Genomic DNA, 26,434 nt, shown 5'->3' on the forward strand with positions numbered 1-26,434 from the left:
TCAGGCGCTCACTAGAATTCTTTATTGACTCCTACTCTTAACTACATCTTAGAGTATTTAGCCGGCATCTTCCCGCCGGCTATTTTTTTGTCTGTCTACAACCCGGTCCTCGTCCATCAGGATTCGATGCCCGGGACCTTCGAGATCATCGTACTGCCCGTCCTTTACCGCCCATAACAGTATCCACACGATCACCCCGAGCAATATCAGCGAAATCGGAATCAGCAGGTAGATTATTTCCATTAACGTATCAACCTCGATGCATTCAGCACCACCAGTAACGAGCTTATCGACATACCAATCGCGGCCAGCCAGGGCGCGACCACTCCCATCGCGGCAGCCGGGATGGCGCCGAAATTATACACCAGGGCCCAGGCCATGTTCTGGTAAATGATGCGCTGGGTTCGAACGGCAATTACCATTGCCTGCGCAATCGTCGGCAAATGATTCGCCGTCAGCACAATATCGGCGCTGGTTTTGGCCAGTGCGCTGGCACCGCCCATCGCGATCGAAACATCCGCAGCGGACAGCACCGGCGCATCATTGACACCATCGCCGACCATGAGTACCACCGCTGATTTGGACTGCAGCACCTGGACCGCTTTCATTTTTGCCTGCGGAGACATCTGCGCCCGGTAATCCTGGATCCCGGTAAGCTGGGCCACCTGGCGCGCCGTGGCTTCGCGATCGCCGGTCATTAAAATCACCGACTTCCCTCTCTCCTGCAGGACTTCGATCAAGGTCCTGGCATCTTCGCGCAGGCCATCGACGAAGGTAAACATGGCAATGACACAATCGGTGCGCGCCAGGATCACCGCGGTGACCGCATCCGGTTCAATTTCTGCCAGCCATTCCTCGGGAACAGGTTCATCGCAGTGTCTGGCAACAAAGTCACTGTTTCCAATCATATAATCGTCGTCATCGATGCGTGCACGAATGCCGCCACCGGCGATACTGGTAACCTGTTCAACTTGAGCTTGCTTAACGGTTCCGGCTTCACGCACCAACTCCCGGGCCAGTGGATGTTCGGAATGCGCCTCGAGGGCAGCCGCGAGTTGCAGGCACTGTTCCCGGCTGAATCCGGCGCTACATATTATCCGCTCGAGCCTCGGCCTGCCCTCGGTCAGCGTGCCAGTCTTGTCGAATACCACGTGGGTTACCCGGTTTAGTGTTTCCAGCGCCGAGCCACGTTTGACCAGTAGCCCGGCAGACTGCATCTTGCCGAGGGTCGCACTAATCGCGGTTGGTATTGCCAGCGAAAGCGCGCAGGGGCAGCTGACGATTAACACCGCAAGCGCTATCTCAAACCAGCGCCCGGCGTCATGCTGCCACCAGAATACCGCGACACTCAATACGATCAGCAACACGATACTGATAAAACGCGCAGCCACACGATCGGCAAGGCGTGCCAGCGGCGGTTTCTCGGCCTGGGCGCGTTCGATCGTGCGCTGAATTTCCGCCATCACCGTGTTTGCGCCAACGGCCGTGACTTCCATCTGCAATGGATTGGTGACATTAATACTGCCGCCGAGCAAGCGATTACCCCCCTTTTTATCCACCGGAAGACTCTCACCATTTAACAGGGATTCGTCGAGCGCCGAAAAACCGGCGACGATTTTCCCGTCCGCAGGCACCGTCTCACCGGGCCGAACCAGCACCCGATCACCCGGTGCGAGTGTCGCCGCTGCGACCGACTCCTCAACCAGTCCATCCGGCGACAGGCGGGTGGTCACAACCGGCAATGACTGGGCCAGTTGTTCCACGGAGGCGGCACAGCGCTGGCGTGCCATGTTTTCCAGAAACCGACTCGCGGATAAAAAGAATACAAACATTACGACCGAATCAAAATATATCTCTCCATGTCCGCTTATGGTTGCAATTGCACTGCTCGCAAAGGCGATGCCAATTGCGAGCGATACCGGAACGTCCATTCCCACCCGGCGACGCGTCAGGTCGCGCCAGGCAGAGATAAAAAATGGCGTTGCCGAGTAGAATACGACCGGTAGCGTCAGTCCCAGATTGAGCCAGCGAAAGAACTGTTCGAAGCCGCGCTCCATGCCCGACCAGGTACCGGCGTAGAGGCTGATCGAGAGCATCATGACCTGCATGCCGAATAGCCCGGCGACCGCGAGCCGGCGCTGCTGCTGGCGCCGCTCGCGTTGATGCGATTCCTGCTGCTGATCGGGATTGTAGGGCAGTGCGCGATAGCCGATCTTCTGGATCGACTGTAATATCTCGCTGAGCTTGATCCGCGTATCGTCCCACCGCACCAGGGCACGCCGAGTGGCATAGTTTACGCGCACGTCCTTGACCCCGGGCAATCCCGCCAGGTACTGCTCGTTCAGCCAGATACAGGCAGCACAGGTGATACCCTCGAGAATCAGGCTGGCCTCGCGCAGCTCTGCACCTAGCGAGTGCACGAACTGGTTCTGGATATCGGGCAGATCGTAGATTTCGGTTGCACGCAGGAATTCAGGCACCAGTTCCTGTCCGCTTGGCGAAACCTCGGTCCTGACCCGGTAAAAACTCTCATGACCCGACGCCACGATTGCTTCCGCCACGACCTGGCAACCGTGACAGCACATCGGTTGGCTGACACCATCGATGCGAACCGCGAGGTCCAGATCCGCAGGCACCGGCAAGCCGCAATGAAAACAGTCATTGCTGCCGGTAGTGGTAAAGCCTGCAACGGATTGATCAGATTTTCTGTAATCCATGGGTTTGGGTATCACTGATTGCAGGAACGATGCAACATTAATATTATTCGCGTTTGATCTGAATCAATAACGCACTGTACGCTTGATGAATAATCCACGCTAACTAATAACAAGATTTGGCGCCATGTTTATACAAAACCTTATCGGGCTTTTCACCGACCCTGCGCATGCGTGGGAAAACATCCGTGAACAGCAGAAAAGCCAGGGCAAGACCTCGGTTGGTCACGTTTTCATTCTCGCTTTGATCCCGGCGATATCGGGATACATCGGCACCACGCAGGTTGGCTGGCGCATCGGCGTTGGCGACCCGATCCGCATCACCGGTGATTCGGCCTTTGCAATCGCCGTTATTTACTATCTCGCATTGCTGGTCGGTGTCTTCAGCATCGGCTGGGTAATCCACCTGCTCGGTAAGGCTTACGAGGTGGTTAAACCGCTGCCCCTTTGTATTGCGCTTGCAGCCTACACTGCAACCCCGTTATTTTTAATCGGCATAATGCAAGTCTACCCGGTGCTGTGGCTGAACATGCTGCTGGGTCTGCCAGCACTCGCCTACACCGTCTACCTGCTTTATTCAGGACTACCCATCATGATGGAAATACCGACCGAACGCGGTTTTCTGTACTCATCCGCGATTCTCGCGGTCGGACTGGTGGCACTGGTTTCATTGCTGGCAATGACCGCTCTGCTCTGGGGTATGGGCCTGCAGCCGGTATTTACCTACTAATTACCAATAGAGATTCAACTGTTTGATGTGGATCAAGCGTCGAGGATGCACTAGATGACAAACCCTGAAACCTACAACTACAAAGTAGTGCGGCAATTTTCAATCATGACCATCGTCTGGGGCCTGGTTGGGATGTCGGTTGGCGTCTTGATCGCCGCACAACTGGCCTGGCCTGTCCTCAATTTCGATATCCCGTGGCTGACCTTCAGCCGCCTGCGCCCGCTGCATACCAATGCGGTCATTTTCGCCTTTGGAGGTTGTGCCCTTTTTGCAACCTCTTACTACGTGGTGCAGCATACCTGTCATGTCAAGCTGGCCTTCCCGGCACTGGCCGCCTTTACCTTCTGGGGTTGGCAGGCCGTCATCCTGCTCGCGGCGATCACGCTACCGCTTGGCATCACCAGCAGCAAGGAATATGCCGAACTGGAATGGCCGATCGATATTCTGATCACATTGGTCTGGGTCAGCTACGCGCTGGTGTTTTTCGGCACGATTCTGAAACGCCGCATTCCACACATCTACGTCGCCAACTGGTTCTTTGGCGCCTTTATCATCACCGTCGCCGTGCTGCACCTGTTCAACAGTGCCGCGCTGCCGGTGTCATTCTGGAAATCCTACTCGGCCTACGCAGGGGTGCAGGATGCCATGGTGCAATGGTGGTATGGCCATAACGCGGTCGGCTTTTTCCTGACCGCGGGTTTCCTCGGCATCATGTACTACTTCGTACCCAAGCAGGCGGGGCGTCCCGTGTATTCCTATCGCCTATCGGTAGTTCACTTCTGGGCGCTGGTGTTCACCTACATCTGGGCCGGACCACACCATCTGCACTACACCGCACTGCCGGACTGGGCCCAGTCACTCGGCATGATCATGTCATTGATCCTGCTCGCGCCTTCCTGGGGCGGCATGATCAACGGCATCATGACCCTGTCGGGTGCATGGCATAAATTACGCACCGATCCGGTACTGCGCCTGCTGATCGTGTCGATTTCGTTTTACGGTATGTCGACCTTCGAAGGCCCGATGATGTCGATCAAGACCGTCAACGCGCTGTCGCACTATACCGACTGGACCATCGGTCACGTTCATTCCGGCGCACTGGGCTGGGTTGCGCTGGTATCCATGGGCGCAATGTATTACCTGATCCCGCGTCTGTTTGGTCGCGAACTCTATAGTTTGCGGCTGGTTGAAGTCCATTTCTGGACTGCGACTATTGGCATCGTGCTCTACATCGCCTCGATGTGGGTTGCCGGCATCATGCAGGGCCTGATGTGGCGTGCGGTAAATGAAGACGGCACGCTGACCTACAGCTTCGTCGAATCGGTGCAGGCGATGCACCCCTACTACATCGTGCGCACCCTGGGCGGCGCCTTCTTCCTGCTCGGCGCCGTAGTGATGGCTTATAACCTGTGGCGCAGCATTTCCGATGCGAAACCCGTAGAAGTCGAAATTCCCGAACCGGCTAGCGCCCACTGAGCAGATAGCGAGATACCACCATGGCTTCAGCACACGACAAAGTTGAAAAGAACATCGGCCTGATGATCGTCCTGATCATCGGCGTGATATCGATCGGCGGTCTGGTTCAGATAATCCCGCTGTTTTTCCAGGATTCACTGACCGAGCCGGTGGAGGGGCTGAAACCCTATTCCGCATTACGACTGGAGGGGCGCGACATTTACGTACGCGAATCCTGCTATGTCTGTCACTCGCAGATGATTCGTCCGTTTCGCGCCGAGACCGAACGTTACGGACACTACTCGGTGGCCGGCGAATTTGTCTACGACCGCCCCTTCCAATGGGGTTCTAAGCGTACCGGCCCAGATCTGCATCGGGTCGGCGGTCGCTACAGCGATGAATGGCACCGCGTGCATATGATCAATCCGCGCGATGTAGTGCCCGAATCGATCATGCCGGGGTACCCGTGGCTGGCGGACAATATGGTCGATGGCAGCGATATCCAGGTCAAGATGGAAACCCTGCGCACGCTGGGAGCGCCTTATACCGATGCGGAAATCGAAGCCGCCCCGCAAGCGCTCGAAGGCAAGACCGAACTCGACGCGTTGATTGCCTACCTGCAGGGTCTCGGCACCGAACTCAAAACCAGGAGATAGCCATGACGTTTACTCTGTTTCAATCGATCTGGACCATCGTCGTTATGATCACCTTTCTGGGTATCGTCGCCTGGGCCTTTAGCAGCAAACGTAAATCCGCATTTGACGAAGCAGCGCGCCTGCCGTTCGAGGATGACCAGCTAACCGAAAACAACAAACCTTCAGCGGAGTAGATTCATGGCCGATTTTAATAGCGATTTCTGGCACTGGTATATCGCGATTCTAACCATCATCAGCATTCTCGCCTGTGTGTGGTTGATACGCTGGATGACGTCTGGATTCGAACACGGCGACGAAGTTGAAAGTACCGGCCACGTCTGGGATGGCGATCTGACCGAACTCAACAACCCGCTGCCGCGCTGGTGGCTGGGCCTGTTTTATATCACGCTCGCTTTCGGTGGATTTTACCTGTTACTGTACCCCGGACTGGGTACTTTCGGCGGCATTCTGGGTTGGACTTCCAAGGGTGAATATGAGCAGGAAGTCGAAACAGTCGAAGCCAGGGTCGGGCCATTGTTCGAACGCTACCAGCAAACCTCGATCCTTGACCTGACCAAGGATGAAAAAGCACTCAAGATCGGCGAAAGGCTGTATCTCAACTACTGCGCTACCTGTCACGGTTCGGACGCACGCGGCGCGCGCGGCTATCCGAATCTGCGCGACAGCGACTGGCTCTGGGGTGGCGACCCGGAAAATATCAAGACGACGATTCTAAATGGTCGCCTGGGAGCAATGCCCGCCTGGGAAGGGCCGCTGGGCGGTGAAAGTGGCGTCGATGAGGTAGCCCAGTACCTGTTGAGTCTGTCGGGTCGCGCGACTATCTCCGAGCTCGCCGAAAAAGGTAAGGCTAAATATGAAATATTCTGCGTTGCCTGCCATGGATCCGCTGGAACCGGCAATCCCGCACTCGGAGCACCCAATTTGACTGACGATGTCTGGCTTTACGGCGGGTCGCTCACCCGTATCAGTCAGTCAATTGCCGAGGGGCGCAATGGACAAATGCCGGCGCACAAAGATTTCCTCGGTGAAGCCAAGGTTCATCTGCTTGCGGCTTACATATACGGGCTGTCGCAAGAAAAGTAATGGATGCCCCGATACCGGCTAAGATTCCGCTGACACACCAGGTGATCTCGGTTTTATGGCCGTCGTTCGCCGTCGCAATTGTCGCCACCGGACTTTTTTTCTCGGCGTTTCATCCCCGGGACCTGGTCCCATTTGACCTCGATATCGAAGTCAGCCCGATAGCCGCCTACAGCATCGGCTTTTTCCTGTTTTGGATGCTCGGAGTTCTATCCAGCTACGGCACACTCTATTTCACGGTCTCAAACGCTCGCTTCCTGGGCAAACAGGAGCATTAGCCGGGCAGTACCAGGCAGAACCGCATGCAAGCACACAATACCGGCAACACTGAGCACGTGCTCTACGCCGCACATAAAAAAATCTACCCGCGAGAAGTCAGCGGTCACTTCACCCGGCTGCGCATGCTCTCGGTAATCGTACTGCTCGGTATTTACTACCTGACGCCACTACTGCGGTGGGACGAACGCCAGGCTATTTTATTCGACCTGCCGGCACGTAAATTTTATATCTTCGGGCTGACGTTGTGGCCGCAGGATTTCATCTACCTCGCGGCATTGCTCATTCTTGCCGGGCTGTCGCTATTCTTTTTCACGGCGCTGGTCGGACGCGTGTGGTGCGGTTATGCCTGTCCGCAAACGGTCTGGACTGAAGCCTACCTGTGGATGGAGCGTAAAATTGAGGGCAAGCGCTCGAAGCGCATGAAGCTCGACAAGGCGCCCACCTCGGCCGCCAAAATCCGCACCAAGGTAATCAAGCACACGGTCTGGATTGCTTTCTCGTTATGGACCGGTTTTACCTTCGTCGGCTACTTTACGCCCATAAACGAACTCGCCGTTAAACTGGGAACGGCAAGCCTCGGGCCCTGGGAGACATTCTGGATCCTGTTTTACAGCTTCGCCACTTACGGCAATGCCGGTTTCATGCGCGAGCAGGTGTGCATGTACATGTGCCCCTATGCCCGCTTCCAGAGTGCGATGTTCGATTCGGACACGCTGATCGTGGCCTATCACCCGGAACGCGGTGAGCCCCGTGGTTCGCGCCGGCGTGGCACCGATCCGGCAACAGCCGGCCTCGGCGATTGTATCGACTGTAACGTCTGCGTGCAGGTATGCCCGACCGGTATCGATATCCGCGACGGCCTGCAGTACGAATGCATTGCCTGCTCGGCCTGTATCGACGCCTGCGATGAAATTATGGACAAGATGTCTTACCCGCGTGGATTGATCCGCTATACCACGGAAAATGCGGCACAGGGTAAAAAACAGCATATCGTGCGGCCGCGGGTGATTGTGTACGCCGTCATATTGCTGGTCTTGTGTGGCACCTTGTTGACCAACCTGTTTTTGCGCGTACCGCTGGAACTCGACGTGATACGCGATCGTAATACCCTCTAACGCGAAACCCGGGAGGGCTTGATCGAAAACGTCTATACCCTCAAGATTCTCAACATGGATTCACGCGCACACCAGTATGACCTGCGGGCGGAAGGGATCGATGGCATGAAGCTGGTCGTTGATCAGCCGGACATCACGGTGCCGGCCGGCGCGGTGCAGCAGTTGATCGTCAGAATCCAGGCGGATGAATTCAACATGGAAGCGCGCAGCGTGCGGATTAGGTTCTACCTGCAAGCCACCGAGGCCAACCATTTGACAGCCGTCGAGGAAGCACGCTTCGTCGGTCCGGGTAAAACCTGATGAACTCCACTCCGGAAACGCAACGCAACTGGAAACGTGAGCCGATAGTATGGATGCTGATCGCGATTCCACTGGCAGCCGTCATTATGGGTGCGGTAATGATAACGCTGGCGAGCCAGACATTCTCCGGGCTCGTGGTTGACGATTACTATAAGAAAGGCAAACAGATCAATCGAGTGCTGGCGCGCGACAAACTGGCGCATGAGCTTGGACTCGCTGCCGGATTGAAGCTCGAAACCGGTGGACGGGTCGAGATCCGGTTCGACCCGGACGTGCAGTTCATTCCCGGCGATACGGTTGAGCTGAACCTAGTTCATGCGACGATGCCGGGACTTGATCGACGTCTGCAACTCAAAAAAACCGGTACCCACCTGCTGCTTGGCAATCTCAGCCTTCCCGGCAAAGGTCGCTGGAACCTTTCCCTGCAAACCGAGGACTGGCGACTGACGGGTTCACTGCAGTATCCGCAACAGGTCTCGGCAGACCTGTTACCCAATTACTTTCCTGAATAGACGATGCCGGTTGATCTCACCTTTGGCGCTGCAATCATCGTCGGACTGTTGGGTTCGAGTCACTGCCTTGGCATGTGCGGCGGTATTGTCGCGGCCCTGAACATGGGCGTCGCCGGTGATCTGACCGTCAAACCCCGCTCATTGCTGATCTATCAGCTCAGCTATAACGGTGGGCGGATTACCTGTTACGTACTCGTGGGACTGCTGGCCGGGTCGCTGGGAGCCGGATTGGCGCAACTCGGCGTCAGTCCAGTCGCCGGAAAACTGGTTGCCGCGGCCTTCATGGTCGCACTCGGGCTCTACCTCGCCAATTGGTGGCGCGGATTGGCGGTGCTGGAAAAACTGGGATCCAGGCTGTGGCGACACATTCAACCGCTGGGTAAGCGCCTGTTTCCGATTCGCACGCCGCAGCATGCTTACCTGCTTGGTTTACTATGGGGATGGCTGCCCTGCGGCCTGGTTTACGCGGTAGTCGCCTGGTCGCTGACGACCGGTGATGCCTACCACGGCGCAATGTTAATGCTGGGATTTGGCCTCGGCACCCTGCCCGCGATGTTGATTGCGGGCAACCTGTTCAATTACTTTAAAAGCTGGGTGAAATCGCCGCTGGTAACAACCACGGCCGGAGTAATAATTATTGCATTCGGTCTCTACAGCGGCTTTGGCGTCCTAACCAAGCACGGCCACCATCATACCGATTTGAGCTCTACCGTTTTGCAGTTGCCCGCGGAGGCATTGGCACGGGTACCGGCAATTTTGCGCAACTTGTCATGATCGAGTATTTCGACCTCGCGTCGGTTCACCTGCAGAATGCCTGAGTCCTGGAAACGGGTCAGGGTACGGCTCACGGTTTCAACCGCAAGCCCGAGGTAACAGCCGATATCCTGGCGTGACATCGTCAGCAGGAATGCCGACGCTGAGTACCCGCGTGACCAGTAGCGGTTTGCAAGGTCATCCAGGAAGCTGGCAATACGACCGTCAGCATCCTTGCGCGCCAGCATCAGCACCAGGTTATGATCCCGCTGCATCTGTTCAGCGGTGATTTTCAACAGGTTTGAACCCTGCGACTTGTCGGCCAGGTAGGCATGCGGAAAGCGGCATAAGGAAGTGGTTTCCAGCGTAATCGCAGAAGACATCCGTACCTTTGAATCGGTCGTATCCAGCCCGAAAACATCACCCGGCAGGTAGAATCCAAGCACCTGTTCTTCACCGTCCTCGGTCACCAGGTAGCTTTTTATGGAGCCACTGCGCAGCACGTAAAAAGCGTCTGCTTCTTCGCCTTCACGAAACACATGCTCGCCCTTGCGGCTGATACGTTTTGTCTGGCAGAGCTGTTGTCGCAGCTCCTCACTATCGAGTAACTGTAACGCCAGGCAACCGCCGCGCGGTTCACAGATATGACATTCGTTGGCAATATGGTTGGTTTGTGTCGGTGATAACATAATCCTCCCCTTTTTGATTAGTTCTTGGTTATCAAGCATGAGCCAAACTAGATTTTCCACCATCGGGGTTTTCCTGATGGGCTTATCGGGGAGTTCCAGATACCATAGCCCTGAATCGTTAACCAGGTAAGCTCAGATCCCGTGATTCAGCGCCAACCCTTCAACCAGCTGTTCCTGATCATGGCCACCGCAACGCTGTTAGTGAGCGCGGTTTCGATCATCAGCCTGTATAACACCGCGATCGAGCAGCACCGGTTGCGGCTGATTGAAACAGTGAATCGGCAGGCGCGGCTGATCGAATCAATCGCCGAAATCGATCTGCGTCAGTTCGACAATGTTTCCAAAAAGGAACAGCTCGATATCGTGCAGAAAATTACCGAAGCGCAAGGGGGATTCAAAAAAATTGGAGAAAGCGGCGAGTTTGTTCTGGCCCGGCGCGATAACAACCGGATTGTTTTTCTGATGAAACTTCGACACGCGCAACCTGATACCCTGGAATCGATCCCGATAAACGGCGACCTTGGCGAACCCATGCGGCGTGCGCTGGCTGGAGAATCAGGCGCCATGCCTGCATTTGATTACCGGGGTGAAAAAGTATTGGCAGCATACGAGCCGCTATCCATACTAGGGTTGGGGCTGGTTGCCAAAATTGACCGCAGTGAAATTCGCGCTCCTTTTGTGCGCGCCGGATTACTCGCAGTTGCGATCGCGATGTTCATCATCTTTATTGCGAGCCGATTCTTCCTGCGTATCTCACGGCCGCTCGAGGAAACGATCGACCGGCAGGCGGAAACCTTTCAGATCCTGGCCGAGACTTCAGTCGAAGCCATTATCCTGGCCGGTACCGACGGTGTAATTCAATTCGTCAATCCGGCCACCGAGCGCCTGTTCGGTTATCGCAAACGGGAGCTGATCGGGGAAAAGTTGAATATTTTGATGCCCAGGGAACACAGCGTTGCACATGACGGATATATCCAAAAATACCTGCAAACGGGAGTTCCGACGATTATCGGAACCGGGCGTCAGTTAATCGCAGTTCGCAAGGACGGATCTCGTTTTCCGATTCACCTGTCGATCGGTGATATTAAAACCAGCCATGCTCGCCTGTTTGCCGGCGTGATCATGGATATCAGCGAGCAACAGCAGCTACAACGCGAAATTCTCGAAATCTCGGTCAGCGAGCAACGACGTATCGGACAGGAATTGCACGATGGCCTCGGGCAGCAGCTGACAGGGCTCGGTCTACTGGCGACCAGCCTGTTGAACAAGGCCAGCAAACCCGAACACGAACTGGCATCCAAACTGGCCAGCGGTCTGCAGGAGGCCATATCGCAGGTGCGCGCGCTGTCACGCGGCCTGATGCCGGTCGATATCGATGCGGGGGGATTCATGAACGCGCTCGAAAAACTGATCGAGGATATTCGCCAGCAAACAGGCTTTACGATTCAGCTTACAATCAAGGATCGTGTGCATATTTCTGATAACACGACCGCGATGCACCTTTACCGGATCGTTCAGGAAGCATTGAACAATGCGATCAAGCATGCTGAAGCAAACCAGATCAGCATCGGGCTGGGTATCGAAGGCACGCGCGGATGCTTTTTGATCAGTGATGACGGCATGGGAATACAGGCCCCTGCCAGCGATTCTTCGGGGCTTGGTCTGCGTATCATGAAACATCGTTGTGGACTGATCGATGCTGAACTGCAGGTCGATTCTTCGTATGATGAAGGCACCCGGATAAAATGCTTTTTTCCAATTGCAAACAACACTGATCCTGGCCAATGACAAGAATCCTGATAGTTGACGACCATCCCCTGGTGCGCACCGGCTTCGCCCAGCTGATTGGCGACTGTCCGGACCTCGAAGTTTGCGGCGAGGCGAGCAATATGGCCGAGGCACTAAGGCAAATTGACAGTACCCATCCAGATCTCGCGATCATCGACCTGTCGCTGGCCGGCGGCAGCGGCCTCGATCTGATAGAGCGCGTAAGATCCCGCGATAAAAAAATCCTGATGCTGGTGGCGTCGATGCACGATGAAACCCTGTACGCGGAGCGCGTGCTTGCTGCCGGTGCACGTGGCTACATCAACAAGCAGGAAGCGCAGGACAGCATTATCCGCGCGATTCGCCAGGTGATACGCGGCAAGGTTTATCTGAGCCAGAAAATGACGGATCGATTGCTCAGCGGCATGGTTGATGCCAATGGCGAAAAGCGCGACATCGACAGTCTTTCCAACCGCGAGCTGCAGGTGTTCGAACTTATTGGCGAAGGGGTTTCCAGCAGCCAGATCGCCGAGCAGCTGAACCTCAGTGTCAAGACCATTGAAACCCACCAGGCGCATATCAAGAAGAAGCTGGGCCTCGGCTCGGCACACGAATTGAACCAGCGCGCAATACGCTGGGTCATGGATCAACAGAGCTAATTAACCCGCTATTCGCAAGGCAATTGATCCTGGTCAAAATTCGGGGATCTGAAGCGAGTAAACTATTTGCGTTTCCATTTTGCAAGGAGAGAAATATGAATATGCAAGTCTGGAATCCATTCCAGGAGTTCGAAAATCTGCTGTCCCGTTACAATAGGGGTGGGGGTATTAGTACACAGCAAAGTTCTGATTTGAGCTTTGCCGATTGGGCGCCCTCCTGTGACATCGAGGAAGAGAAAGACAGGTACATCATCAAGGCAGATTTGCCGGGGGTCGATAAAAAGGACATCGACGTCAAGCTGGAAAACGGTGTGATTAGTATCCGTGGTGAAAAGCAGGTCGAAAAGGAAACCGGTAAAGGCACCAAGCGCCATCGGACCGAACGTTTTCATGGCACTTTTGCGCGCAGTTTCACACTGCCGGACGCGGTTCAAGATGAACGGGTAGATGCTTCTTACAAGGATGGCGTGTTATCGCTGGTTATCCCCAAGGCTGAGGAGGCCAAGCCGAAATCGATCGACATCAAGGTCAGTTAATTACCCTGGCTTCGAATAGCGGCATACTTCGTATGCCGTTTTTTTTGCCCACGGACTCGCAAAATACCCATTTCCGGCAGCGCTAGCGAGGCAATAAACCCTTTAAGGCATTGATTCACATCAATACCGCGTTATGCTATCTCGCACATTATCAATGTATATTTCGAGCGGAGAAGGGCCATGGACTTCAAAAACATACTGATTCACCTGGATCACAGCAGCGGTTGCCAAAACCGATTGACAACTGCGTTCGATCTCGCAAAAAAATTCAGTGCAAAGCTTAACGGATTGTTCGTGGTCCCGGATTACGTCGTGCCTTCCTATGTCGAAGCCCAGATCAGCGTCGACCTGATTACCGACGTTACCGAAAAGGCGATCGCCCGCGCCCAGGAGAAACTGGCCGAGTACCAAAAGCTCGCCGACGATGCCGGGGTTTCCATGCAGTCCCAGGTCGTCGAGGGACAGGTCATCCCGATTTTGCGCGAACACTCAAAGTACGCGGACCTGTTAATGTTGGGTCAGGATCAGCCTGACGATCCCGACAATGCAAGTTACGGACTCGCCGATGCACTGCTGTTTGAAGGTGGCTGCGCCTGCCTCGTGGTGCCGCACAGTGGCAAACTCGCGGCCCCGGGGAAACGGGTTCTGCTTACCTGGAACGCGAGCCGGGAATCAGCACGTGCGTTGCGTGAGGCAATGCCGTTTCTGACCCGTGCCGAGTCAGTCGTGGTGTTGTCTTCGGAGCCTGACGACGGTAATGAGGATATCGCGCGCGGTCATCCCCATGCACAGGAACTATCGAGGTTCCTCGAATCCCACGGGATTGAAGCGGTTTCCAGCGGTATCAGCGACCCGGATATCAGCGCCAGCGACGCAATCATCGGACAGGCTGCCGACATGAACGCCGATTTGATCGTGATGGGTGCTTACGGGCACGCCAGATTGCGCGAGATTATACTCGGCGGGGTAACCCGTGATTTATTGAAGCAGTCGTCAGTCCCGCTGTTACTCGCCCACTAGCTACCGGCCTGCTGATTAAAGAAAGAAGCTCCCTCGGGAATCTCCGGATTTTCCATATCGAAGGCCACCGAGCGAATGCGCCCGGGGTCATTGCCATGCACTATCTTGCCGCAATAAACGCTGGGCACCGCGCAGGGCACCAGTGGTATCGCGTCTGCTGCAGTCAAGGTTGCGATATAAAGGGTGCGCGGTCGCTGTGTCAGGTTCTCCGATGAAGCGTGCAGCGCACGGGTGTGCATCAGGCACAAGCTGCCGGCAGGGCCCAGGCACTCCACCGCTTTAGTATCACACTCCGCGGCCAGCGCATCGTCTACCGCGCCGGTAAACTTCCCGCCATGCCACAGCGAGTGCAGCGGCCCGCGGTGCGAACCTGGAACCACCCGCGCGGGACCAATATCGCTGTCGATGTCATCGAAAAACAGCATCGCGGTGATGCAATCATCGTTGCTGTGTGGATCAAAAGTGAAATCCTGGTGCCATTTCACCGTGGTACCACTGCCCGGTAATTTGCTGTTGAGCTTGGCGTGATGAAAGCGCAGGTTTTCACCCAGCAGGTCGGCAACAGTCTCGAGCAGGGGTCCCTGCTCTAACAGGTTCAAAAATTCGGTCGAGATTTCCTCGGGAGAGGCCACGCGTCGCAATGCGGGCTTTTCGGCACTATGAACCGGTTCCACATCGAAACGCGGTCGACCATCCAGCATTTCACCGAACGGCCCATCATGCTGGCGTGATTCTTCGATCCAGCGCAAGTGCTGCTGACGCACCGGCTCGAGGTCCGTATCCGAATACGCCGCCTCCACCACGACCACCCCGCGCTCCCAAAACTCAGCTTGCTGCGCTTCACTCAACATAACATATTATTCTACCCCTAAATCCTACTCCCGGTCCCAGAAAAAAAAGCAAGCTTAATTAAAAAATGGCCACTAACGGCGCGGTCATCGGATGTTTCTCGCGGGATCGCTGTAAATACATCCATGTAGGCTCGCGCGCAACATCCCTGTTGCGCAGCGTCCCGCAAGAAACATCCGATGCCCACGCCTCAATATTTAGAATATCTCAGAAGAGAGACTAGGCATGGATGGAGCAAACTTATTTGTTTAAATCCATCTGCCAAATTACGAAAACTCCACCCACGCTGGGAGATTGCCTGCAAAAGTGTAGCGCGGCAGGGACGCCACGCTTCAAGCGATTCCATGGATGGACCAATCGGCGCTCGCGCCGATTGGCAGCGTCTTTTGCAGGCAATCTCCCAGCGTGGGCAAGGCCTGGTGCCGCTAAGGTAAATGCACAGTGATTTACGGTTTTCCTGTAGTGCGGGTGCTGTCGGCGATTAGGCTGAGGATTTCGAACATGACCACGGAGGCGAAATGCGCGGTTTGCTTATTGGGGTGATCCTTGGTCGGCATCAGGCAGACCACGTCACCGCCGATGATGTTCTTGCCACGCACGCAGCGCAGTAACTCCATCACTTCATCGACCTGGAAACCCTGGATACCACACTCGAGATTGGCCACGCCGGGGCATATGGTCGGATCCATGCAGTCCAGGTCAAAGGTGATGTAAAGCGGCGTATCGCCGATACGATCATTGATTAACTCCATCGTTTTCTGCGGCCCCAGTTCACGGTAACGCTTGATCGGCACCACTTCGTAACCCAGGTCGGAACTGGTTTTCCACCAGTCGAGGGTGCGCGGATTGCCGCGCATACCGATTTGCACGCTGTGCGCGCTATCAATATAGCCGTCCCGCACCAGGTAAGCCGCCCAGTGTGCCGCGGATTTTACCGCGCCGAGAAAATGCGGCACCTGCTCGTAGGCGTCGGTGTGTGCATCAAAATGCAGGAAGGCTGCCTTGCGTCCACCCGTCAGCCTGGCCTTGTCACCGGAGATAGCCTGCATGATGCCGCCGGTGACCGCGTGATCACCCCCGATCGATACGGGTCGCGTGCCCGCTGCATCGATTGCATTATAAAAATCGGTAATTCGCTCGATGCAGCGCTCATTGTCATTCGCCTCCGGCAGGGGCACGTCACCCATGTCGCCGATGCGACAACTTTGCCACGGGTCGACCTGGAATTCGATGTGCACGCGCCGCGCCATGGCCGAAACATCCCGCACCGCGCGTGGCCCGAGGTGCTGATCGCGCTCGGTGGTGCCGTTGCCGGTCGAATGGGGGACGCCAACCAGCGCAATATCGAGCATTGCCGGATCGCGTTCGATCGGGCACCTGAACAAGGTCGGAATATCCCACCAGTAAAGTCCTTCCAGCATCATCCTGTCTTCGGCAGATAGGTTCTCGCTCATGTTAAATTCCTCGGTGATTTAGTAGGCCCGCTTTTGAGGCGCACCCTGGTACAGGATGTCGGCCCAGTTACGGTTCGCTTTTTCGCGCTCGTTAACGCCCTCGGGATCCATATCGGATCGGGGTCGTTTGAGGGTTACAAAATCCGGCTGCAAACAGTTGCCCCGTATCGGCAGCCAGTAATTGTCGCCCAGTGTCTGGCGCGCTCCGGCAGGCATATAGGCCTGCAACGCGAAGCCGACACGGCGCTGATGGCTTCGATTGGGTTGTGACCCATGGATTACTCTCGCGTGGTGAAGCGACATTTGCCCCGGTTTCAGAATCAGATCGACGGCAGTGGATTCATCGACGCCCTGAATCTCCTGCCCGCGGGTCAAAATATTGTCTTCGTGAAATGTCTCCAGGTGGGGCCGGACCGGATCTTGATGGCTACCCGGGATCATGCTCATGCACCCGGTTTCGCGGTTGCTCTCGGTAAGTGCGATCCACGCCGTTACATAATTATGCGGTGTAATCCCCATGTAGGTTGCATCCTGGTGCCAGCTCACAAAGTGACTGCTTTGCGGTTCCTTGATAAACAGCACGCTGCCCCATAGCGAAAAATCTGTACCGACCAGGTCCTCGACCGCATCCAGGATGACCGGATGGTGTGCGAGCTCATCCAAAAACTTAAAGGCCAGATGCGCGTTATTGCGATTCTCGGCATTCAGCTGTTCAGGATACTCCTCCTCCGCGGCCCTCAGCTTTTGCTCGTAGTTGATCGCCTCGTCCACGGAAATCAAATCGACCGGTGCGACAAAACCGTCGTCACGATATTGATCGATCTGTTGCTGAGACAGTACTGTTCCCATGGCACCAATGACCCGTCAATTGGGATTCAGCAGATAGTAGCGTAAACTCGCGTCGGATAAATAGCAGAAATAATTATTCGTGTAACCGATGAAAAAACTCGACAAAAAAACCCTGCTGGGCATTCGCGATCAGTTTGGCAGTTACGCCTGGGATGACGCCGAGATTTCGGAGCTGGTGGATCCAAAGCTTGGCATCATTACCGGCTTTCAGGAGTTACTCGACCAACTCGAGATACTGCGCAAGATTGATCTCGAAGCAACGCCCCCGGCTGGCGATATATCCCCGAAATGACCGGATCACTGGCCTTCGCATCGATCGGCGAACTATCCACCAGCCTGCGTAACCGTGAGATCAGCGCTCTCCAGCTAGTCGATCTCTATGCGGACCGAATCGGACGCCTCGGTACGACCAGCCACGCTTTCATTTCTAATGATATTGAACGCGCGCGCGTACGGGCCGAGACGATTGACCTGAATTTCGACGAAACCCTGGCGCTCAATGGCATACCTTATACCTGCAAGGACTTGTACGATGTAAAGGGCCTGGTGACCACGGGCGGTTCACAGGTGCTGCAGGATAACCTGGCACAGGAAGATGCCGCGGCGGTCAAGCGCATGGACCGGGCCGGCGCCATTTTCATCGGCAAGAATAACCTGCACGAATTTGCCTACGGCGCGACCGGTGAAAATACACTCTACGGGACACCGCCTAACCCGTATGACCACTCACGTTTAGCCGGTGGTTCGAGTAGCGGCTCGGCTGCCGCGCTCGGATTCGGCCTCTGCGCCGCCGCGCTTGGCACCGACACCGGCGGGTCGGTGCGTGCACCCGCGGCAATTTGCGGACTGGTTGGTTTCAAACCGACCTTCGGGCGCGTCAGTACCGAGGGCGTTATCCCCTACTCCTGGACCCTTGATCATATCGGTACCCTGACCCGTAGCGCTGCCGATGCCGGGCTGTTATTCGAGTCACTGGCAGCGCAGCACCGGCCCACTGAATCCAAGGGGCTTGATCAGCTCACCGTCGGTGTTCCGGACGCTTTCTTTTTTGAACGTTGCGACAGCGAAATTCTCGACAGCGTCGACGCATTGATGAACTTCTTACGCGAGGCAGGTGCGAATCTAAAACCGGTTGCCATGCCTTCGATGGAATACACCCGCACGGTGTCGCTAACGGTACAAATGCCAGAAGCATTGTCATACCACAGCCGCTACCTCGAGCAGTGGGGGCATTTATACAGCCAGGACTTTCGCGCCGGGCTGGCGCTGGGCCAATGCCTGCTCGCCGAGCAATATATCCGCGCCAGGCGCTTCATCGAAACCTATCGCAACACCATGCACCAGGTATTTGCAGGGATCGACGTAATACTAACGCCGGCAACCCCGGTGATTGCGCCGAAAATCGGGGTGATCGAAGTGACGGTGGACGGACATGCCGAGCCCGCCGGCAACGCGATAACCCGGTACACTTCTTTCTTTAACATGACCGGGCATCCGGCGATTACGCTGCCCTGCGCCATGCACTCCGAGGGTTTGCCGATGGGAGTCCAGTTAGTCGGTAAACACTTCGGAGACGAGCAATTGATCGATATCGCGCATCAGATCGAAACTGGCTACGACTTCGAATTGCCTCTGCCAGATCTGGATTAGCCGTCATTCCCGCGGCGTGGAACCTTTTTTAACCTTAATTATGGTTTCAGTGAGTAGCGCCCGGAGTACTCCGAAGAGGTTGGTTTGAAGGATTGTGCTCCGCCGCAACGCTCGGGGCCGCGATGACGTGATTTATAAACCTTGCGTGAGTAAGTGGTGAATAACCTGTTCCATTTCTGCCTGGGTAAATCCTTCGCGCTTCGTCAACGAGCTGCTCAGGTTGGCGCCCGCTAGGGCCGATGGGGACTTTTGCCGAAATAGATCCAAAGCCGGCCCCTCTCCTGCAATCAGGTCACGCATCACCAGAGGGCTCAACATACCGGCCGCCTCCATCACCGGGAAATGGCCGATGTTGTGCAACGCAGTCAGTAATTTCGGGCCGATAAACTGCGGCACCATCCTGCCCTGATGCTGCCGTAGCAGGCGCTCTGCCGTGTCACAATAAAAGTCCAGGAAATGGTTATCGCGACTAAACATCAGGAAAGCATTGTGCAGCTTTTTATAGGATCTCAATTGACCCGAATCCTCCCGTTGTACCCAGACTTCTCGACCGAGCGCGAAATCAGAGTCGGGTAATAGAAAACGATCTGCGTCGAATATCAGAAAATCGGCATCACACCAGATCACCTGATCGTAGCCCTGAGCCAGTCTCTGTTGCAGGATTTTGAGCCGCGCGAGATCGCTTGCAATCACGGTTTGAGCGCCGATTTTACCAACCAGGGCGGGTTCGATCAGGTCGAAAATCTCGTCATTTAGAAAGTGCCGCTCAAACCGGTTCCGCTGCGCCCAGTTCGCGACCGAATCGAGGCAGGCCTGCAGCCAATCGTAGGGTAGCGGATCACGGTGGGATTGAATAACCAGTGTAGTAGGCATGCAGGAACAGGCATAATGACTCGAAGATGACAGCTTACCATGCTATTTTGCCGCACCCGTTAACCGCCCAGGAGACAAATCAATGACCAGCCCTATCATCGCAAACAATACGCCAGCCAGGGTGGCGCTCGAAAAAGACAAGAAATACTATTTCTGTATGTGCGGGCGCAGCGGCAACCAGCCATTTTGCGACGGCTCCCACAAGGGCAGCGAGTTTTTACCCATGGCCTTCGTATGCGAAGCCAGCAAGGACTATTACCTTTGCCGATGCAAGCATAGTGGCAACAAACCCTATTGCGATGGTACTCATAAACAGTTCGCAGATGACCGGGTTGGGAAGCCCGGCGACTAGCGAGGCGAGAGTTATCCACACAGTCGAGGGCCTCCCCCTTCGCTGGCGTTTTTACCGTAAACCATGCGCTCGATTCCGGCCCAGTACGCCGCCGCCTCGCACATAGGGCAAGCGGGTGAAGATGAATAAAGCGTGCAGCGACTTAAATCACGCGAACCGAGGCGACGAGCTGCGTCCCGAATGGCCTCCATCTCGGCGTGCGCGGTAGGATCACGATTGATTACCACGCGACTCGGAGACTGACCAACGATTCTGCCATTACGAACCACGACAGCACCATAGGCCTGATCACCGCTGTCAATCGCCCGCCTTTGCATGCCGAAGGCCCGCGCGATAAATGTCGCATCATCGCTTCGTTCGGGCTGTTCAATCGAATCTGCCTGGGTCTCGCTCGCGATGCCATCGCGACCGGCGACTAGCGTAACAACACCCGCCAGGCCAAGCATCAGTTTTCGTCTTTTCACGTCTGCGGGTTTATCCATGATTGCCCCCATCCCAATTATTCGTCCAGTTTAACATTTCCTGTTAAAAAACCAGCTTGTGCCGCACGCCGGCAAGCGCATAAAATAGCCGGCTTTCCAACTGATACCTGGGGACTGCCATGGGAGAATGTCCGATATGTGCGGCCGACGTCGAAGTGGCCGACGACGCGATTTCTGGCGAGTTACTGGTCTGCGGTGACTGCGGTGCCGAACTTGAATTGATTAATATGGATCCGGTTAAACTGGCCGAAGCGCCTTCGGCCGAAGAGGACTGGGGGCAGTGAAGATCGGCCTGCTGCATTCGCTGATTCGAAAAGAAGAAAAACTGCTGATCGAGGCGTTTCAAAAAGCCGATGTAGAGCCGATCATGATCGATGATCGCCAGCTGATCATGGATTTTCACAGCGCGCCCGATATTGACATCCTGGTCGAACGTTCTATCAATCATTCACGTGCGCTACACGCGCTGCGCCTGTTCGAGAGCGCCGGGGTGTGCTGCGTCAATTCCCACAAAGTCGCGCAAATTTGTGGTGACAAACTGCTGACCACCGCGGCCCTCAAGGACCACGGTATCGCACAGCCCGAGTGCCGGGTCGCATTTACCGAGGAATCGGCACTCGATGCGATCGAGGAACTGGGCTACCCGGTGGTCCTGAAACCCGCAGTTGGATCCTGGGGCAGACTGCTGTCCAAGATCAACGATCGCGATGCCGCCGAGACGGTGCTCGAACACAAGACCGTACTCGGCAGCTATCACCATTCAATTTTTTATATTCAACAATACATTGAAAAACAGGGGCGCGATATCCGCAGCTTCGTGGTCGGCGACGATTGTATCGCTGCAATATACCGCAGCTCGGATCACTGGATCACAAATACTGCGCGCGGTGCGCAGGCCAGTAAATGCGAGGTGACGTCCGAGGTCGCCGAAATATCGCTGGCCGCGGCAAAAGCCGTCGGTGGCGGGATTGTCGCGGTCGACCTGTTTGAAAGCGATGGCGGCCTGTTGGTCAACGAAGTCAACTACACGATGGAATTTCGCAACAGTATCGACACCACTGGCGTCGATATTCCGCAGGTCGTCGCGAATTACGTCGTTGGCCTGGTCAGGCAATGATAAAGGTATCGATTGTCGGCGCCTCGGGCTATACCGGCGGCGATTTACTGCGCATCCTGTTGTTCCATACGCAGGTCGAAATTCAGCAGGTGACGTCGGAACGTCACGCAGGCAAGCTGGTTTCGAGCGTGCATCCCAACCTGCGTAAAATCTGTAAACACAAGTTTATCCCGATTGCTGAACTGGAGCCCTGTGACGTGCTGTTCCTGGGATTACCGCACGGGCAAATGATGAACCGCCTCGGTGAATTCGAGAACCTGGCCGAAACCCTGATCGATTTATCCGCCGACTTTCGCCTGCGCGACAGCAGCGCCTTTGAAAAATGGTATGGCAAGGCGCACGATTGCCCGCAAAAACTGGCTGATTTTGTCTACGGTATTCCCGAACTTCACCGCGCTGAAATGAAAGACGCCCGGCGTATCTCGGGCGCCGGCTGTAATGCCACTGCTACCATACTTGCGCTGCATCCGCTCTACCAGGCCGGCGTGGTCGAATCCGCGGTGGTCGAGGTTAAAGCCGGTTCCAGCCAGGGTGGCAACGCGGTCAACGAGGGCAGCCACCATCCGGAACGCAGCGGCGCGGTGCGTTCCTACAAACCGACCGCACATCGCCATCTCGGCGAAATTCAGCAGGAACTGGGCGCCGATAACATTCATTTCTCCGCCACCTCGATCGAGATGGTACGTGGCATCCTGGCGACCTGTCATGTCTTCCTGAACCAGGATCTGCAGGAAAAGGATATCTGGAAGATATACCGCGGCGCCTACGGCGACGAACCCTTTATTCGTATCGTCAAGGAACGCAGCGGTATTCACCGATACCCGGAACCGAAAATTCTCGCCGGCAGCAATTACTGCGACATCGGCTTTGAACGTGATCCTCAAAGTAATCGGCTGGTGGTCATCAGCGCGCTGGATAACCTCGTCAAAGGCGCGGCCGGCCAGGCAGTACAGGCATTCAACATTGCGCAGGGATTCGACGAGACCACGGGCCTCGAATTTCCTGGATTGCACCCCTGAATTCGAACCGTCATGTGCCGCATCCTCTACGTACGGGCCGAGACGCCATTTCAAATTGCCGATATGCTCACGCCGTTCGCGGGACTATCGCGCACTAGTCGAGAATTCCAGGGGCACGGCTGGGGTTGCGCCTGGTGGGAACAGGATGGCTGGCATCAACACCACGACATTCGCCCGGTCTGGGAAGACGACCTGGCGCAATTCGGCAGCACCCGCCTGTTGCTGGCACATGCCCGCAGCGCGTTTCGCGATGAGGGTATCGTCATCGAAAATAACATGCCCTTCTCGGATGGCGAATCGGTTTTCATTTTCAATGGTGAGCTGCGTGGCGTTCGCATCAAGTCTGACGGCCGCATCGGCGCTGAAAAAATCTTTAACTATATCCGTCGCTTCGATAAGGGCGACAAATGTGCCGCTACCGCCAGGGCCGTCGAAATCATCAACAAGCGCAGTGCCTACGTGCGCGCGATGAATATCATCCTCTCTGATGGAGAACAATCGTGCCTGTCTACCAGTTACAGCGAAGATCCCGATTATTTCCAGATGTACCAAAAACATGACGGCAACCTGCACCTGGTATGCTCGCAACCTTTTCCGGGTGACCAGGACTGGACCCGAATCGATAACAACACGACAACCGAACTATGATGCTGATAAAAATTGGTGGCGGCGAGCAGATCAACCTCAAAGCCGCGATTGCAGACCTGGCGACACTGGAGCAGCCATTTATTATCGTGCACGGCGCCAATGTATTACGTGACCGGCTGGCGCAACAGCTGGGCATGGATAAAACCGTGCTGACCTCGGTCTCGGGTTATGCCAGTGTTTTTTCCGATCAAAACGCTATCGATGTCATCATGATGAGCTACTCGGGTCTGCGCAACAAGCAGATCGTCGAACTGTGTCAAAGCAATCAAATCAACGCAGTGGGCCTGACCGGTCTCGATGGTCGCCTGGTTCAGGGCGAGCGTAACAAGGGTATCCGGGTGCGCGAAAATGGTAAAACCCTGATCAAGCGGGACCTTTCGGGTAAGCCCCGCGCCATCAATACCGAATTAATGCAACTACTGCTGGACAACGGCTATTGCCCCGTGCTGACGATACCCATTGTCGACGAAAACGGATTTGCGATTAACTCGGAAAACGATGATATCGTCGTCAAACTTGCCAACGCTCTCGATATCGATACCGTCATTCAGCTGATTGAAGCGCCCGGTTTCCTCGATGATCCCAACGACGAATCAACGCTGGTCACCCGCATGAGCATCAGTGAACTGCAACAGCGCGAAGCCGGCGTCGAAGGTCGGATCAAGCGCAAACTACTGGCGCTATCACGACTCTGCGAGGAGGGTAAGACCACCGTTATCATTGCCGATGGTCGTAGCGATCAACCCATTATCAGTGCGCTGGACGGCGCCGGGACTCATATTTATGACTGATTACAAAGCCCTCGAACACGAGTATGGCGTGCCCTTGCAGGCGAAGCGCGACCTGGTTGCGATACGCGGAAAAGGAGCCTGTCTCTACGACGAGGAAGGCCAGGAGTATATCGATTGCGCCGCGGGTATCGCGGTCGCATCGCTCGGGCACTGCCATCCAAAACTGGTTGCGGCGATCCAGCAGCAGGCGGAAACGCTGATTACCTGCCCCAACATCATGTATAACGACGTGCGCTCGAAGTTGCTCAGGAAACTGGTCGAAGTGACTCCGAACAGCCTGACCCGCGCCTACCTGTGCAACTCGGGTGCCGAGTCGATCGAGGCTGCGCTCAAGTTCGCACGCCTGCATACCGGGCGCAGCAACTTTGTTACCGCGATGCGCGGCTTTCACGGTCGTACCATGGGCGCCGTCAGTGCCACCTATACGCCAAAGTATCGCGAGGCGTTTCAGCCACTGGTTCCCGGTTTCGAGTACGTGCCCTTCAACAAGATCGATAAACTTGATGCCGCCGTCAATGATAATACCGCGGCGGTCATGTTCGAGCTGGTACAGGGTGAAGGTGGCGTCAATCCGATCCAGGCTGATTACTTGGCGGCGGTGCGCAAGCTCTGCTCCGAGCGCGGTACATTATTGATTATCGATGAAATCCAGACCGGCTTTTGCCGCACCGGCCAATTCTTTGCCTGCGATCATTTTGATTTGCAACCCGATATCATGTGCGTGGCCAAGGCAATGGCCGGCGGGGTGCCCATTGGCGCAACCCTACTCAATTCCGAGATTAATATCGAGCCCGGGTTGCATGGCACAACCTTCGGCGGCAATCCGCTGGCATGCGCCGCGGCCCTGGCCGCAATCGACATCTACCAGACGGATAACCTGGCGCAACGGGCCGCGGAACTGGGTGAGTATTTCGAAGAGCAACTGCAAGTTGCCGATCTGTCCCAGGTGCGCGCACTGCGCCGACTCGGCCTGATGATTGGCATCGAGCTCAAGCAAAAAGTGCAGGACAAGCTGGCCGAGCTGCTGGCGCATCGCATCATTGCGTTGCCGGCCGGCCCGAATGTCATCCGCATGCTACCGCCATTGATCATCGAGAGGGATCAGATTGACCAGGTCGTCAATACACTACAAGAATTGTTGGCATAACCTGCTGTCTGCGAATGCCGATATTATTGCTTGAAATCAACAAAAGTTGAAGAAGACAGATGTAGTATGCCTTTTTATAACCAATACTGATTTTTGTGAAATCGATACTCTTATATACTCACCGCTTTCCTTATCATAGCCCGACTAAAAGCTGCCACTTCCCAATAATAAAGTTGAAACTAATATGACCACCACTCCGGATCTAACGCCTTACGGTATCACCGACACTACCCGGGTCCTGCATAATCCCAGTTACGAAACCCTGTTCGCCGAGGAAACGGCAGCCGGACTGGAAGGCTATGAAGTTGGGCACTTGACCGAGTCGGGGGCGATTGCCGTGGACACCGGGGACTTTACCGGTCGATCTCCGAAGGACAAGTACCTGGTGCGAGACGACACCACCCGCGACCGGATCTGGTGGGCGGATCAGGGTGATAACGACAATAAGCCCATCGATACCGAAACCTGGACTAAACTGCGGCAACTCGTCACCGATCAACTGTCGGGAAAGCGACTGTTCGTGGTCGATACTTTCTGTGGCGCCAATCCCGAAAGCCGGCTCAGGGTCCGTTTCGTCACCGAAGTTGCCTGGCAGGCCCATTTCGTGACCAACATGTTTATTCGACCCAGTGCCGCGGAACTAGCCGACTATGTGCCCGATTTCGTCGTGCTTAATGGTTCCAAAACCTCGAATCCGGATTACCGGGCGATGGGCCTGAACTCCGAGAATTTCGTTGCATTTAACATGACCGAGGGAATGCAGATCATCGGCGGTACCTGGTACGGTGGCGAGATGAAAAAAGGCATGTTTTCGATGATGAATTACCTGCTGCCTTTGAAAGGCTTGCCCTCGATGCACTGTTCCGCCAACGTCGGAGAAAACGGTGACGTTGCGATTTTCTTCGGTCTGTCGGGAACCGGGAAGACCACGTTGTCGA

The 26,434-nt window shown here is 55.5% G+C and carries 29 protein-coding genes and 2 pseudogenes; 23 read left to right on the plus strand and 8 right to left on the minus strand.

The genetic code is table 11. The features are described 5' to 3' along the window. Nucleotides 1-57 precede the first annotated feature (57 nt). Both ccoS and OES20_15225 read right to left on the minus strand, forming a co-directional pair. Nucleotides 58-243 (minus strand): cbb3-type cytochrome oxidase assembly protein CcoS, encoded by a 186-nt coding sequence (gene ccoS, locus OES20_15220; GenBank protein MDH3636051.1) that lies wholly within the window; start codon nucleotides 241-243, stop codon nucleotides 58-60. After that, complete coding sequence (locus OES20_15225; protein MDH3636052.1) at nucleotides 243-2,717, minus strand: heavy metal translocating P-type ATPase; 2,475 nt, start codon at nucleotides 2,715-2,717, stop codon at nucleotides 243-245. The genes ccoS and OES20_15225 overlap by 1 nt, the downstream gene beginning before the upstream one ends. Nucleotides 2,718-2,841: 124 nt before the next feature. Here OES20_15225 and OES20_15230 point away from each other — a divergent pair, with 124 nt between their 5' ends. The 9 genes and pseudogenes from OES20_15230 to OES20_15270 all read left to right on the plus strand — a co-directional run bounded on the left by OES20_15230 (nucleotide 2,842) and on the right by OES20_15270 (nucleotide 9,615). After that, a complete protein-coding gene (locus OES20_15230) occupies nucleotides 2,842-3,444 on the plus strand; it encodes a YIP1 family protein (GenBank protein MDH3636053.1) in 603 nt (200 codons plus the stop codon). A gap of 54 nt (nucleotides 3,445-3,498) precedes the next feature. Beyond that, nucleotides 3,499-4,920, plus strand: a complete 1,422-nt coding sequence (gene ccoN, locus OES20_15235) for a cytochrome-c oxidase, cbb3-type subunit I (protein MDH3636054.1) — start codon at nucleotides 3,499-3,501, stop codon at nucleotides 4,918-4,920. Nucleotides 4,921-4,940: 20 nt separating this feature from the next. Further along, nucleotides 4,941-5,555, plus strand: a complete 615-nt coding sequence (ccoO, locus tag OES20_15240; protein ID MDH3636055.1) for a cytochrome-c oxidase, cbb3-type subunit II — start codon at nucleotides 4,941-4,943, stop codon at nucleotides 5,553-5,555. Between the two features lie 2 nt (nucleotides 5,556-5,557). After that, on the plus strand, nucleotides 5,558-5,728 hold the full coding sequence (locus OES20_15245) for a cbb3-type cytochrome c oxidase subunit 3 (protein ID MDH3636056.1): 171 nt from the start codon (nucleotides 5,558-5,560) through the stop codon (nucleotides 5,726-5,728). Between the two features lie 4 nt (nucleotides 5,729-5,732). Then, entirely contained in the window at nucleotides 5,733-6,638 is a 906-nt protein-coding gene (gene ccoP / locus OES20_15250; protein MDH3636057.1) for a cytochrome-c oxidase, cbb3-type subunit III, read from the plus strand. Further along, the gene (locus OES20_15255; protein ID MDH3636058.1) at nucleotides 6,638-6,913 is read left to right on the plus strand and encodes a hypothetical protein; all 276 of its coding nucleotides are present in this window, start codon (nucleotides 6,638-6,640) and stop codon (nucleotides 6,911-6,913) included. The genes ccoP and OES20_15255 overlap by 1 nt, the downstream gene beginning before the upstream one ends. Nucleotides 6,914-6,937: 24 nt before the next feature. Beyond that, a pseudogene (ccoG, locus tag OES20_15260) lies at nucleotides 6,938-8,329 on the plus strand (cytochrome c oxidase accessory protein CcoG). After that, a complete protein-coding gene (locus tag OES20_15265; protein MDH3636059.1) occupies nucleotides 8,329-8,841 on the plus strand; it encodes a FixH family protein in 513 nt (170 codons plus the stop codon). Before ccoG ends, OES20_15265 begins: the two are co-directional and overlap by 1 nt. A gap of 3 nt (nucleotides 8,842-8,844) precedes the next feature. Continuing rightward, nucleotides 8,845-9,615 carry a sulfite exporter TauE/SafE family protein gene (locus OES20_15270; protein MDH3636060.1) on the plus strand — a complete coding sequence of 257 codons (771 nt, stop codon included), beginning with the start codon at nucleotides 8,845-8,847 and terminating at the stop codon, nucleotides 9,613-9,615. Here OES20_15270 and OES20_15275 read toward each other — a convergent pair. After that, nucleotides 9,531-10,283 (minus strand): helix-turn-helix domain-containing protein, encoded by a 753-nt coding sequence (locus OES20_15275; GenBank protein ID MDH3636061.1) that lies wholly within the window; start codon nucleotides 10,281-10,283, stop codon nucleotides 9,531-9,533. The two genes, OES20_15270 and OES20_15275, sit on opposite strands and share 85 nt — an antisense overlap. Before the next feature lie 141 nt (nucleotides 10,284-10,424). Here OES20_15275 and OES20_15280 point away from each other — a divergent pair, with 141 nt between their 5' ends. The 4 genes from OES20_15280 (at nucleotide 10,425) to OES20_15295 (ending at nucleotide 14,265) form a co-directional block, all read left to right on the plus strand. After that, nucleotides 10,425-12,071 (plus strand): PAS domain S-box protein, encoded by a 1,647-nt coding sequence (locus tag OES20_15280; GenBank protein ID MDH3636062.1) that lies wholly within the window; start codon nucleotides 10,425-10,427, stop codon nucleotides 12,069-12,071. After that, complete coding sequence (locus OES20_15285) at nucleotides 12,068-12,709, plus strand: response regulator transcription factor (GenBank protein MDH3636063.1); 642 nt, start codon at nucleotides 12,068-12,070, stop codon at nucleotides 12,707-12,709. Before OES20_15280 ends, OES20_15285 begins: the two co-directional genes overlap by 4 nt. A gap of 95 nt (nucleotides 12,710-12,804) precedes the next feature. After that, nucleotides 12,805-13,245 (plus strand): Hsp20/alpha crystallin family protein, encoded by a 441-nt coding sequence (locus tag OES20_15290; protein ID MDH3636064.1) that lies wholly within the window; start codon nucleotides 12,805-12,807, stop codon nucleotides 13,243-13,245. Nucleotides 13,246-13,425: 180 nt separating this feature from the next. Further along, on the plus strand, nucleotides 13,426-14,265 hold the full coding sequence (locus tag OES20_15295) for a universal stress protein (protein ID MDH3636065.1): 840 nt from the start codon (nucleotides 13,426-13,428) through the stop codon (nucleotides 14,263-14,265). Here OES20_15295 and OES20_15300 read toward each other — a convergent pair. The 3 genes from OES20_15300 to OES20_15310 all read right to left on the minus strand — a co-directional run bounded on the left by OES20_15300 (nucleotide 14,262) and on the right by OES20_15310 (nucleotide 17,417). Beyond that, nucleotides 14,262-15,116, minus strand: a complete 855-nt coding sequence (locus tag OES20_15300; protein MDH3636066.1) for a phytanoyl-CoA dioxygenase family protein — start codon at nucleotides 15,114-15,116, stop codon at nucleotides 14,262-14,264. The two genes, OES20_15295 and OES20_15300, sit on opposite strands and share 4 nt — an antisense overlap. Nucleotides 15,117-15,560: 444 nt before the next feature. Further along, complete coding sequence (locus OES20_15305) at nucleotides 15,561-16,568, minus strand: arginase family protein (GenBank protein MDH3636067.1); 1,008 nt, start codon at nucleotides 16,566-16,568, stop codon at nucleotides 15,561-15,563. An 18-nt stretch (nucleotides 16,569-16,586) separates the two neighbouring features. Continuing rightward, nucleotides 16,587-17,417, minus strand: coding sequence for a phytanoyl-CoA dioxygenase family protein (locus OES20_15310; protein ID MDH3636068.1), 831 nt, complete (start codon nucleotides 17,415-17,417; stop codon nucleotides 16,587-16,589). A gap of 88 nt (nucleotides 17,418-17,505) precedes the next feature. Between OES20_15310 and OES20_15315 the strand changes: the two genes are divergently transcribed. Together OES20_15315 and OES20_15320 are read left to right on the plus strand one after the other, a co-directional pair. After that, nucleotides 17,506-17,709: a hypothetical protein gene (locus tag OES20_15315; GenBank protein ID MDH3636069.1), complete on the plus strand. Its 204-nt coding sequence runs from the start codon at nucleotides 17,506-17,508 to the stop codon at nucleotides 17,707-17,709. Beyond that, nucleotides 17,706-19,067 (plus strand): amidase, encoded by a 1,362-nt coding sequence (locus OES20_15320; GenBank protein MDH3636070.1) that lies wholly within the window; start codon nucleotides 17,706-17,708, stop codon nucleotides 19,065-19,067. The genes OES20_15315 and OES20_15320 overlap by 4 nt, the downstream gene beginning before the upstream one ends. A 132-nt stretch (nucleotides 19,068-19,199) precedes the next feature. Here OES20_15320 and OES20_15325 read toward each other — a convergent pair whose 3' ends face one another. Continuing rightward, complete coding sequence (locus OES20_15325; GenBank protein MDH3636071.1) at nucleotides 19,200-19,940, minus strand: hypothetical protein; 741 nt, start codon at nucleotides 19,938-19,940, stop codon at nucleotides 19,200-19,202. 82 nt (nucleotides 19,941-20,022) lie between these two features. On the opposite strand from OES20_15325, the pseudogene OES20_15330 reads away from it, so the two are divergent. Beyond that, nucleotides 20,023-20,286 (plus strand): annotated as a pseudogene (locus tag OES20_15330) (CDGSH iron-sulfur domain-containing protein). A gap of 17 nt (nucleotides 20,287-20,303) precedes the next feature. On the opposite strand, the gene OES20_15335 reads toward OES20_15330, so the two are convergent. Then, on the minus strand, nucleotides 20,304-20,774 hold the full coding sequence (locus OES20_15335; GenBank protein MDH3636072.1) for a nucleoside deaminase: 471 nt from the start codon (nucleotides 20,772-20,774) through the stop codon (nucleotides 20,304-20,306). A 119-nt stretch (nucleotides 20,775-20,893) separates the two neighbouring features. Between OES20_15335 and lysW the strand changes: the two genes are divergently transcribed. The 7 genes from lysW to OES20_15370 all read left to right on the plus strand — a co-directional run. Beyond that, a complete protein-coding gene (lysW, locus tag OES20_15340) occupies nucleotides 20,894-21,058 on the plus strand; it encodes a lysine biosynthesis protein LysW (GenBank protein MDH3636073.1) in 165 nt (54 codons plus the stop codon). Continuing rightward, nucleotides 21,055-21,891, plus strand: a complete 837-nt coding sequence (gene lysX / locus OES20_15345) for a lysine biosynthesis protein LysX (protein MDH3636074.1) — start codon at nucleotides 21,055-21,057, stop codon at nucleotides 21,889-21,891. The genes lysW and lysX overlap by 4 nt, the downstream gene beginning before the upstream one ends. Continuing rightward, on the plus strand, nucleotides 21,888-22,910 hold the full coding sequence (gene argC, locus OES20_15350; GenBank protein MDH3636075.1) for an N-acetyl-gamma-glutamyl-phosphate reductase: 1,023 nt from the start codon (nucleotides 21,888-21,890) through the stop codon (nucleotides 22,908-22,910). Before lysX ends, argC begins: the two co-directional genes overlap by 4 nt. A 12-nt stretch (nucleotides 22,911-22,922) precedes the next feature. Continuing rightward, a complete protein-coding gene (locus tag OES20_15355) occupies nucleotides 22,923-23,558 on the plus strand; it encodes a class II glutamine amidotransferase (protein MDH3636076.1) in 636 nt (211 codons plus the stop codon). Further along, the gene (locus tag OES20_15360) at nucleotides 23,555-24,349 is read left to right on the plus strand and encodes a [LysW]-aminoadipate kinase (GenBank protein MDH3636077.1); all 795 of its coding nucleotides are present in this window, start codon (nucleotides 23,555-23,557) and stop codon (nucleotides 24,347-24,349) included. The genes OES20_15355 and OES20_15360 overlap by 4 nt, the downstream gene beginning before the upstream one ends. Then, complete coding sequence (locus tag OES20_15365) at nucleotides 24,342-25,496, plus strand: acetylornithine/succinylornithine family transaminase (protein ID MDH3636078.1); 1,155 nt, start codon at nucleotides 24,342-24,344, stop codon at nucleotides 25,494-25,496. The genes OES20_15360 and OES20_15365 overlap by 8 nt, the downstream gene beginning before the upstream one ends. A 184-nt stretch (nucleotides 25,497-25,680) precedes the next feature. After that, nucleotides 25,681-26,434, plus strand: a 754-nt coding sequence (locus OES20_15370; GenBank protein ID MDH3636079.1) for a phosphoenolpyruvate carboxykinase (ATP), incomplete at its 3' end; no start/stop codon positions are given.

It is taken from the genome of Gammaproteobacteria bacterium, assembly GCA_029862005.1.
Classification (GTDB): domain Bacteria; phylum Pseudomonadota; class Gammaproteobacteria.

What these genes read in the sequence shown, in the direction of transcription:
- OES20_15325 (MDH3636071.1), bottom strand. Translation starts at nt 19,940, where the DNA reads ATGCCTACTACACTGGTTATTCAATCCCACCGTGATCCGCTACCCTAC.
- OES20_15290 (MDH3636064.1), top strand. Translation starts at nt 12,805, where the DNA reads ATGAATATGCAAGTCTGGAATCCATTCCAGGAGTTCGAAAATCTGCTG.
- ccoS (MDH3636051.1), bottom strand. Translation starts at nt 243, where the DNA reads ATGGAAATAATCTACCTGCTGATTCCGATTTCGCTGATATTGCTCGGG.
- OES20_15320 (MDH3636070.1), top strand. Translation starts at nt 17,706, where the DNA reads ATGACCGGATCACTGGCCTTCGCATCGATCGGCGAACTATCCACCAGC.
- OES20_15270 (MDH3636060.1), top strand. Translation starts at nt 8,845, where the DNA reads ATGCCGGTTGATCTCACCTTTGGCGCTGCAATCATCGTCGGACTGTTG.
- OES20_15310 (MDH3636068.1), bottom strand. Translation starts at nt 17,417, where the DNA reads ATGGGAACAGTACTGTCTCAGCAACAGATCGATCAATATCGTGACGAC.
- OES20_15255 (MDH3636058.1), top strand. Translation starts at nt 6,638, where the DNA reads ATGGATGCCCCGATACCGGCTAAGATTCCGCTGACACACCAGGTGATC.
- OES20_15315 (MDH3636069.1), top strand. Translation starts at nt 17,506, where the DNA reads ATGAAAAAACTCGACAAAAAAACCCTGCTGGGCATTCGCGATCAGTTT.
- OES20_15265 (MDH3636059.1), top strand. Translation starts at nt 8,329, where the DNA reads ATGAACTCCACTCCGGAAACGCAACGCAACTGGAAACGTGAGCCGATA.
- ccoO (MDH3636055.1), top strand. Translation starts at nt 4,941, where the DNA reads ATGGCTTCAGCACACGACAAAGTTGAAAAGAACATCGGCCTGATGATC.
- argC (MDH3636075.1), top strand. Translation starts at nt 21,888, where the DNA reads ATGATAAAGGTATCGATTGTCGGCGCCTCGGGCTATACCGGCGGCGAT.
- OES20_15245 (MDH3636056.1), top strand. Translation starts at nt 5,558, where the DNA reads ATGACGTTTACTCTGTTTCAATCGATCTGGACCATCGTCGTTATGATC.
- OES20_15295 (MDH3636065.1), top strand. Translation starts at nt 13,426, where the DNA reads ATGGACTTCAAAAACATACTGATTCACCTGGATCACAGCAGCGGTTGC.
- OES20_15300 (MDH3636066.1), bottom strand. Translation starts at nt 15,116, where the DNA reads ATGTTGAGTGAAGCGCAGCAAGCTGAGTTTTGGGAGCGCGGGGTGGTC.
- OES20_15355 (MDH3636076.1), top strand. Translation starts at nt 22,923, where the DNA reads ATGTGCCGCATCCTCTACGTACGGGCCGAGACGCCATTTCAAATTGCC.
- OES20_15225 (MDH3636052.1), bottom strand. Translation starts at nt 2,717, where the DNA reads ATGGATTACAGAAAATCTGATCAATCCGTTGCAGGCTTTACCACTACC.
- ccoN (MDH3636054.1), top strand. Translation starts at nt 3,499, where the DNA reads ATGACAAACCCTGAAACCTACAACTACAAAGTAGTGCGGCAATTTTCA.
- lysW (MDH3636073.1), top strand. Translation starts at nt 20,894, where the DNA reads ATGGGAGAATGTCCGATATGTGCGGCCGACGTCGAAGTGGCCGACGAC.
- OES20_15335 (MDH3636072.1), bottom strand. Translation starts at nt 20,774, where the DNA reads ATGGATAAACCCGCAGACGTGAAAAGACGAAAACTGATGCTTGGCCTG.
- ccoP (MDH3636057.1), top strand. Translation starts at nt 5,733, where the DNA reads ATGGCCGATTTTAATAGCGATTTCTGGCACTGGTATATCGCGATTCTA.
- OES20_15305 (MDH3636067.1), bottom strand. Translation starts at nt 16,568, where the DNA reads ATGAGCGAGAACCTATCTGCCGAAGACAGGATGATGCTGGAAGGACTT.
- OES20_15365 (MDH3636078.1), top strand. Translation starts at nt 24,342, where the DNA reads ATGACTGATTACAAAGCCCTCGAACACGAGTATGGCGTGCCCTTGCAG.
- OES20_15275 (MDH3636061.1), bottom strand. Translation starts at nt 10,283, where the DNA reads ATGTTATCACCGACACAAACCAACCATATTGCCAACGAATGTCATATC.
- OES20_15230 (MDH3636053.1), top strand. Translation starts at nt 2,842, where the DNA reads ATGTTTATACAAAACCTTATCGGGCTTTTCACCGACCCTGCGCATGCG.
- OES20_15285 (MDH3636063.1), top strand. Translation starts at nt 12,068, where the DNA reads ATGACAAGAATCCTGATAGTTGACGACCATCCCCTGGTGCGCACCGGC.
- OES20_15360 (MDH3636077.1), top strand. Translation starts at nt 23,555, where the DNA reads ATGATGCTGATAAAAATTGGTGGCGGCGAGCAGATCAACCTCAAAGCC.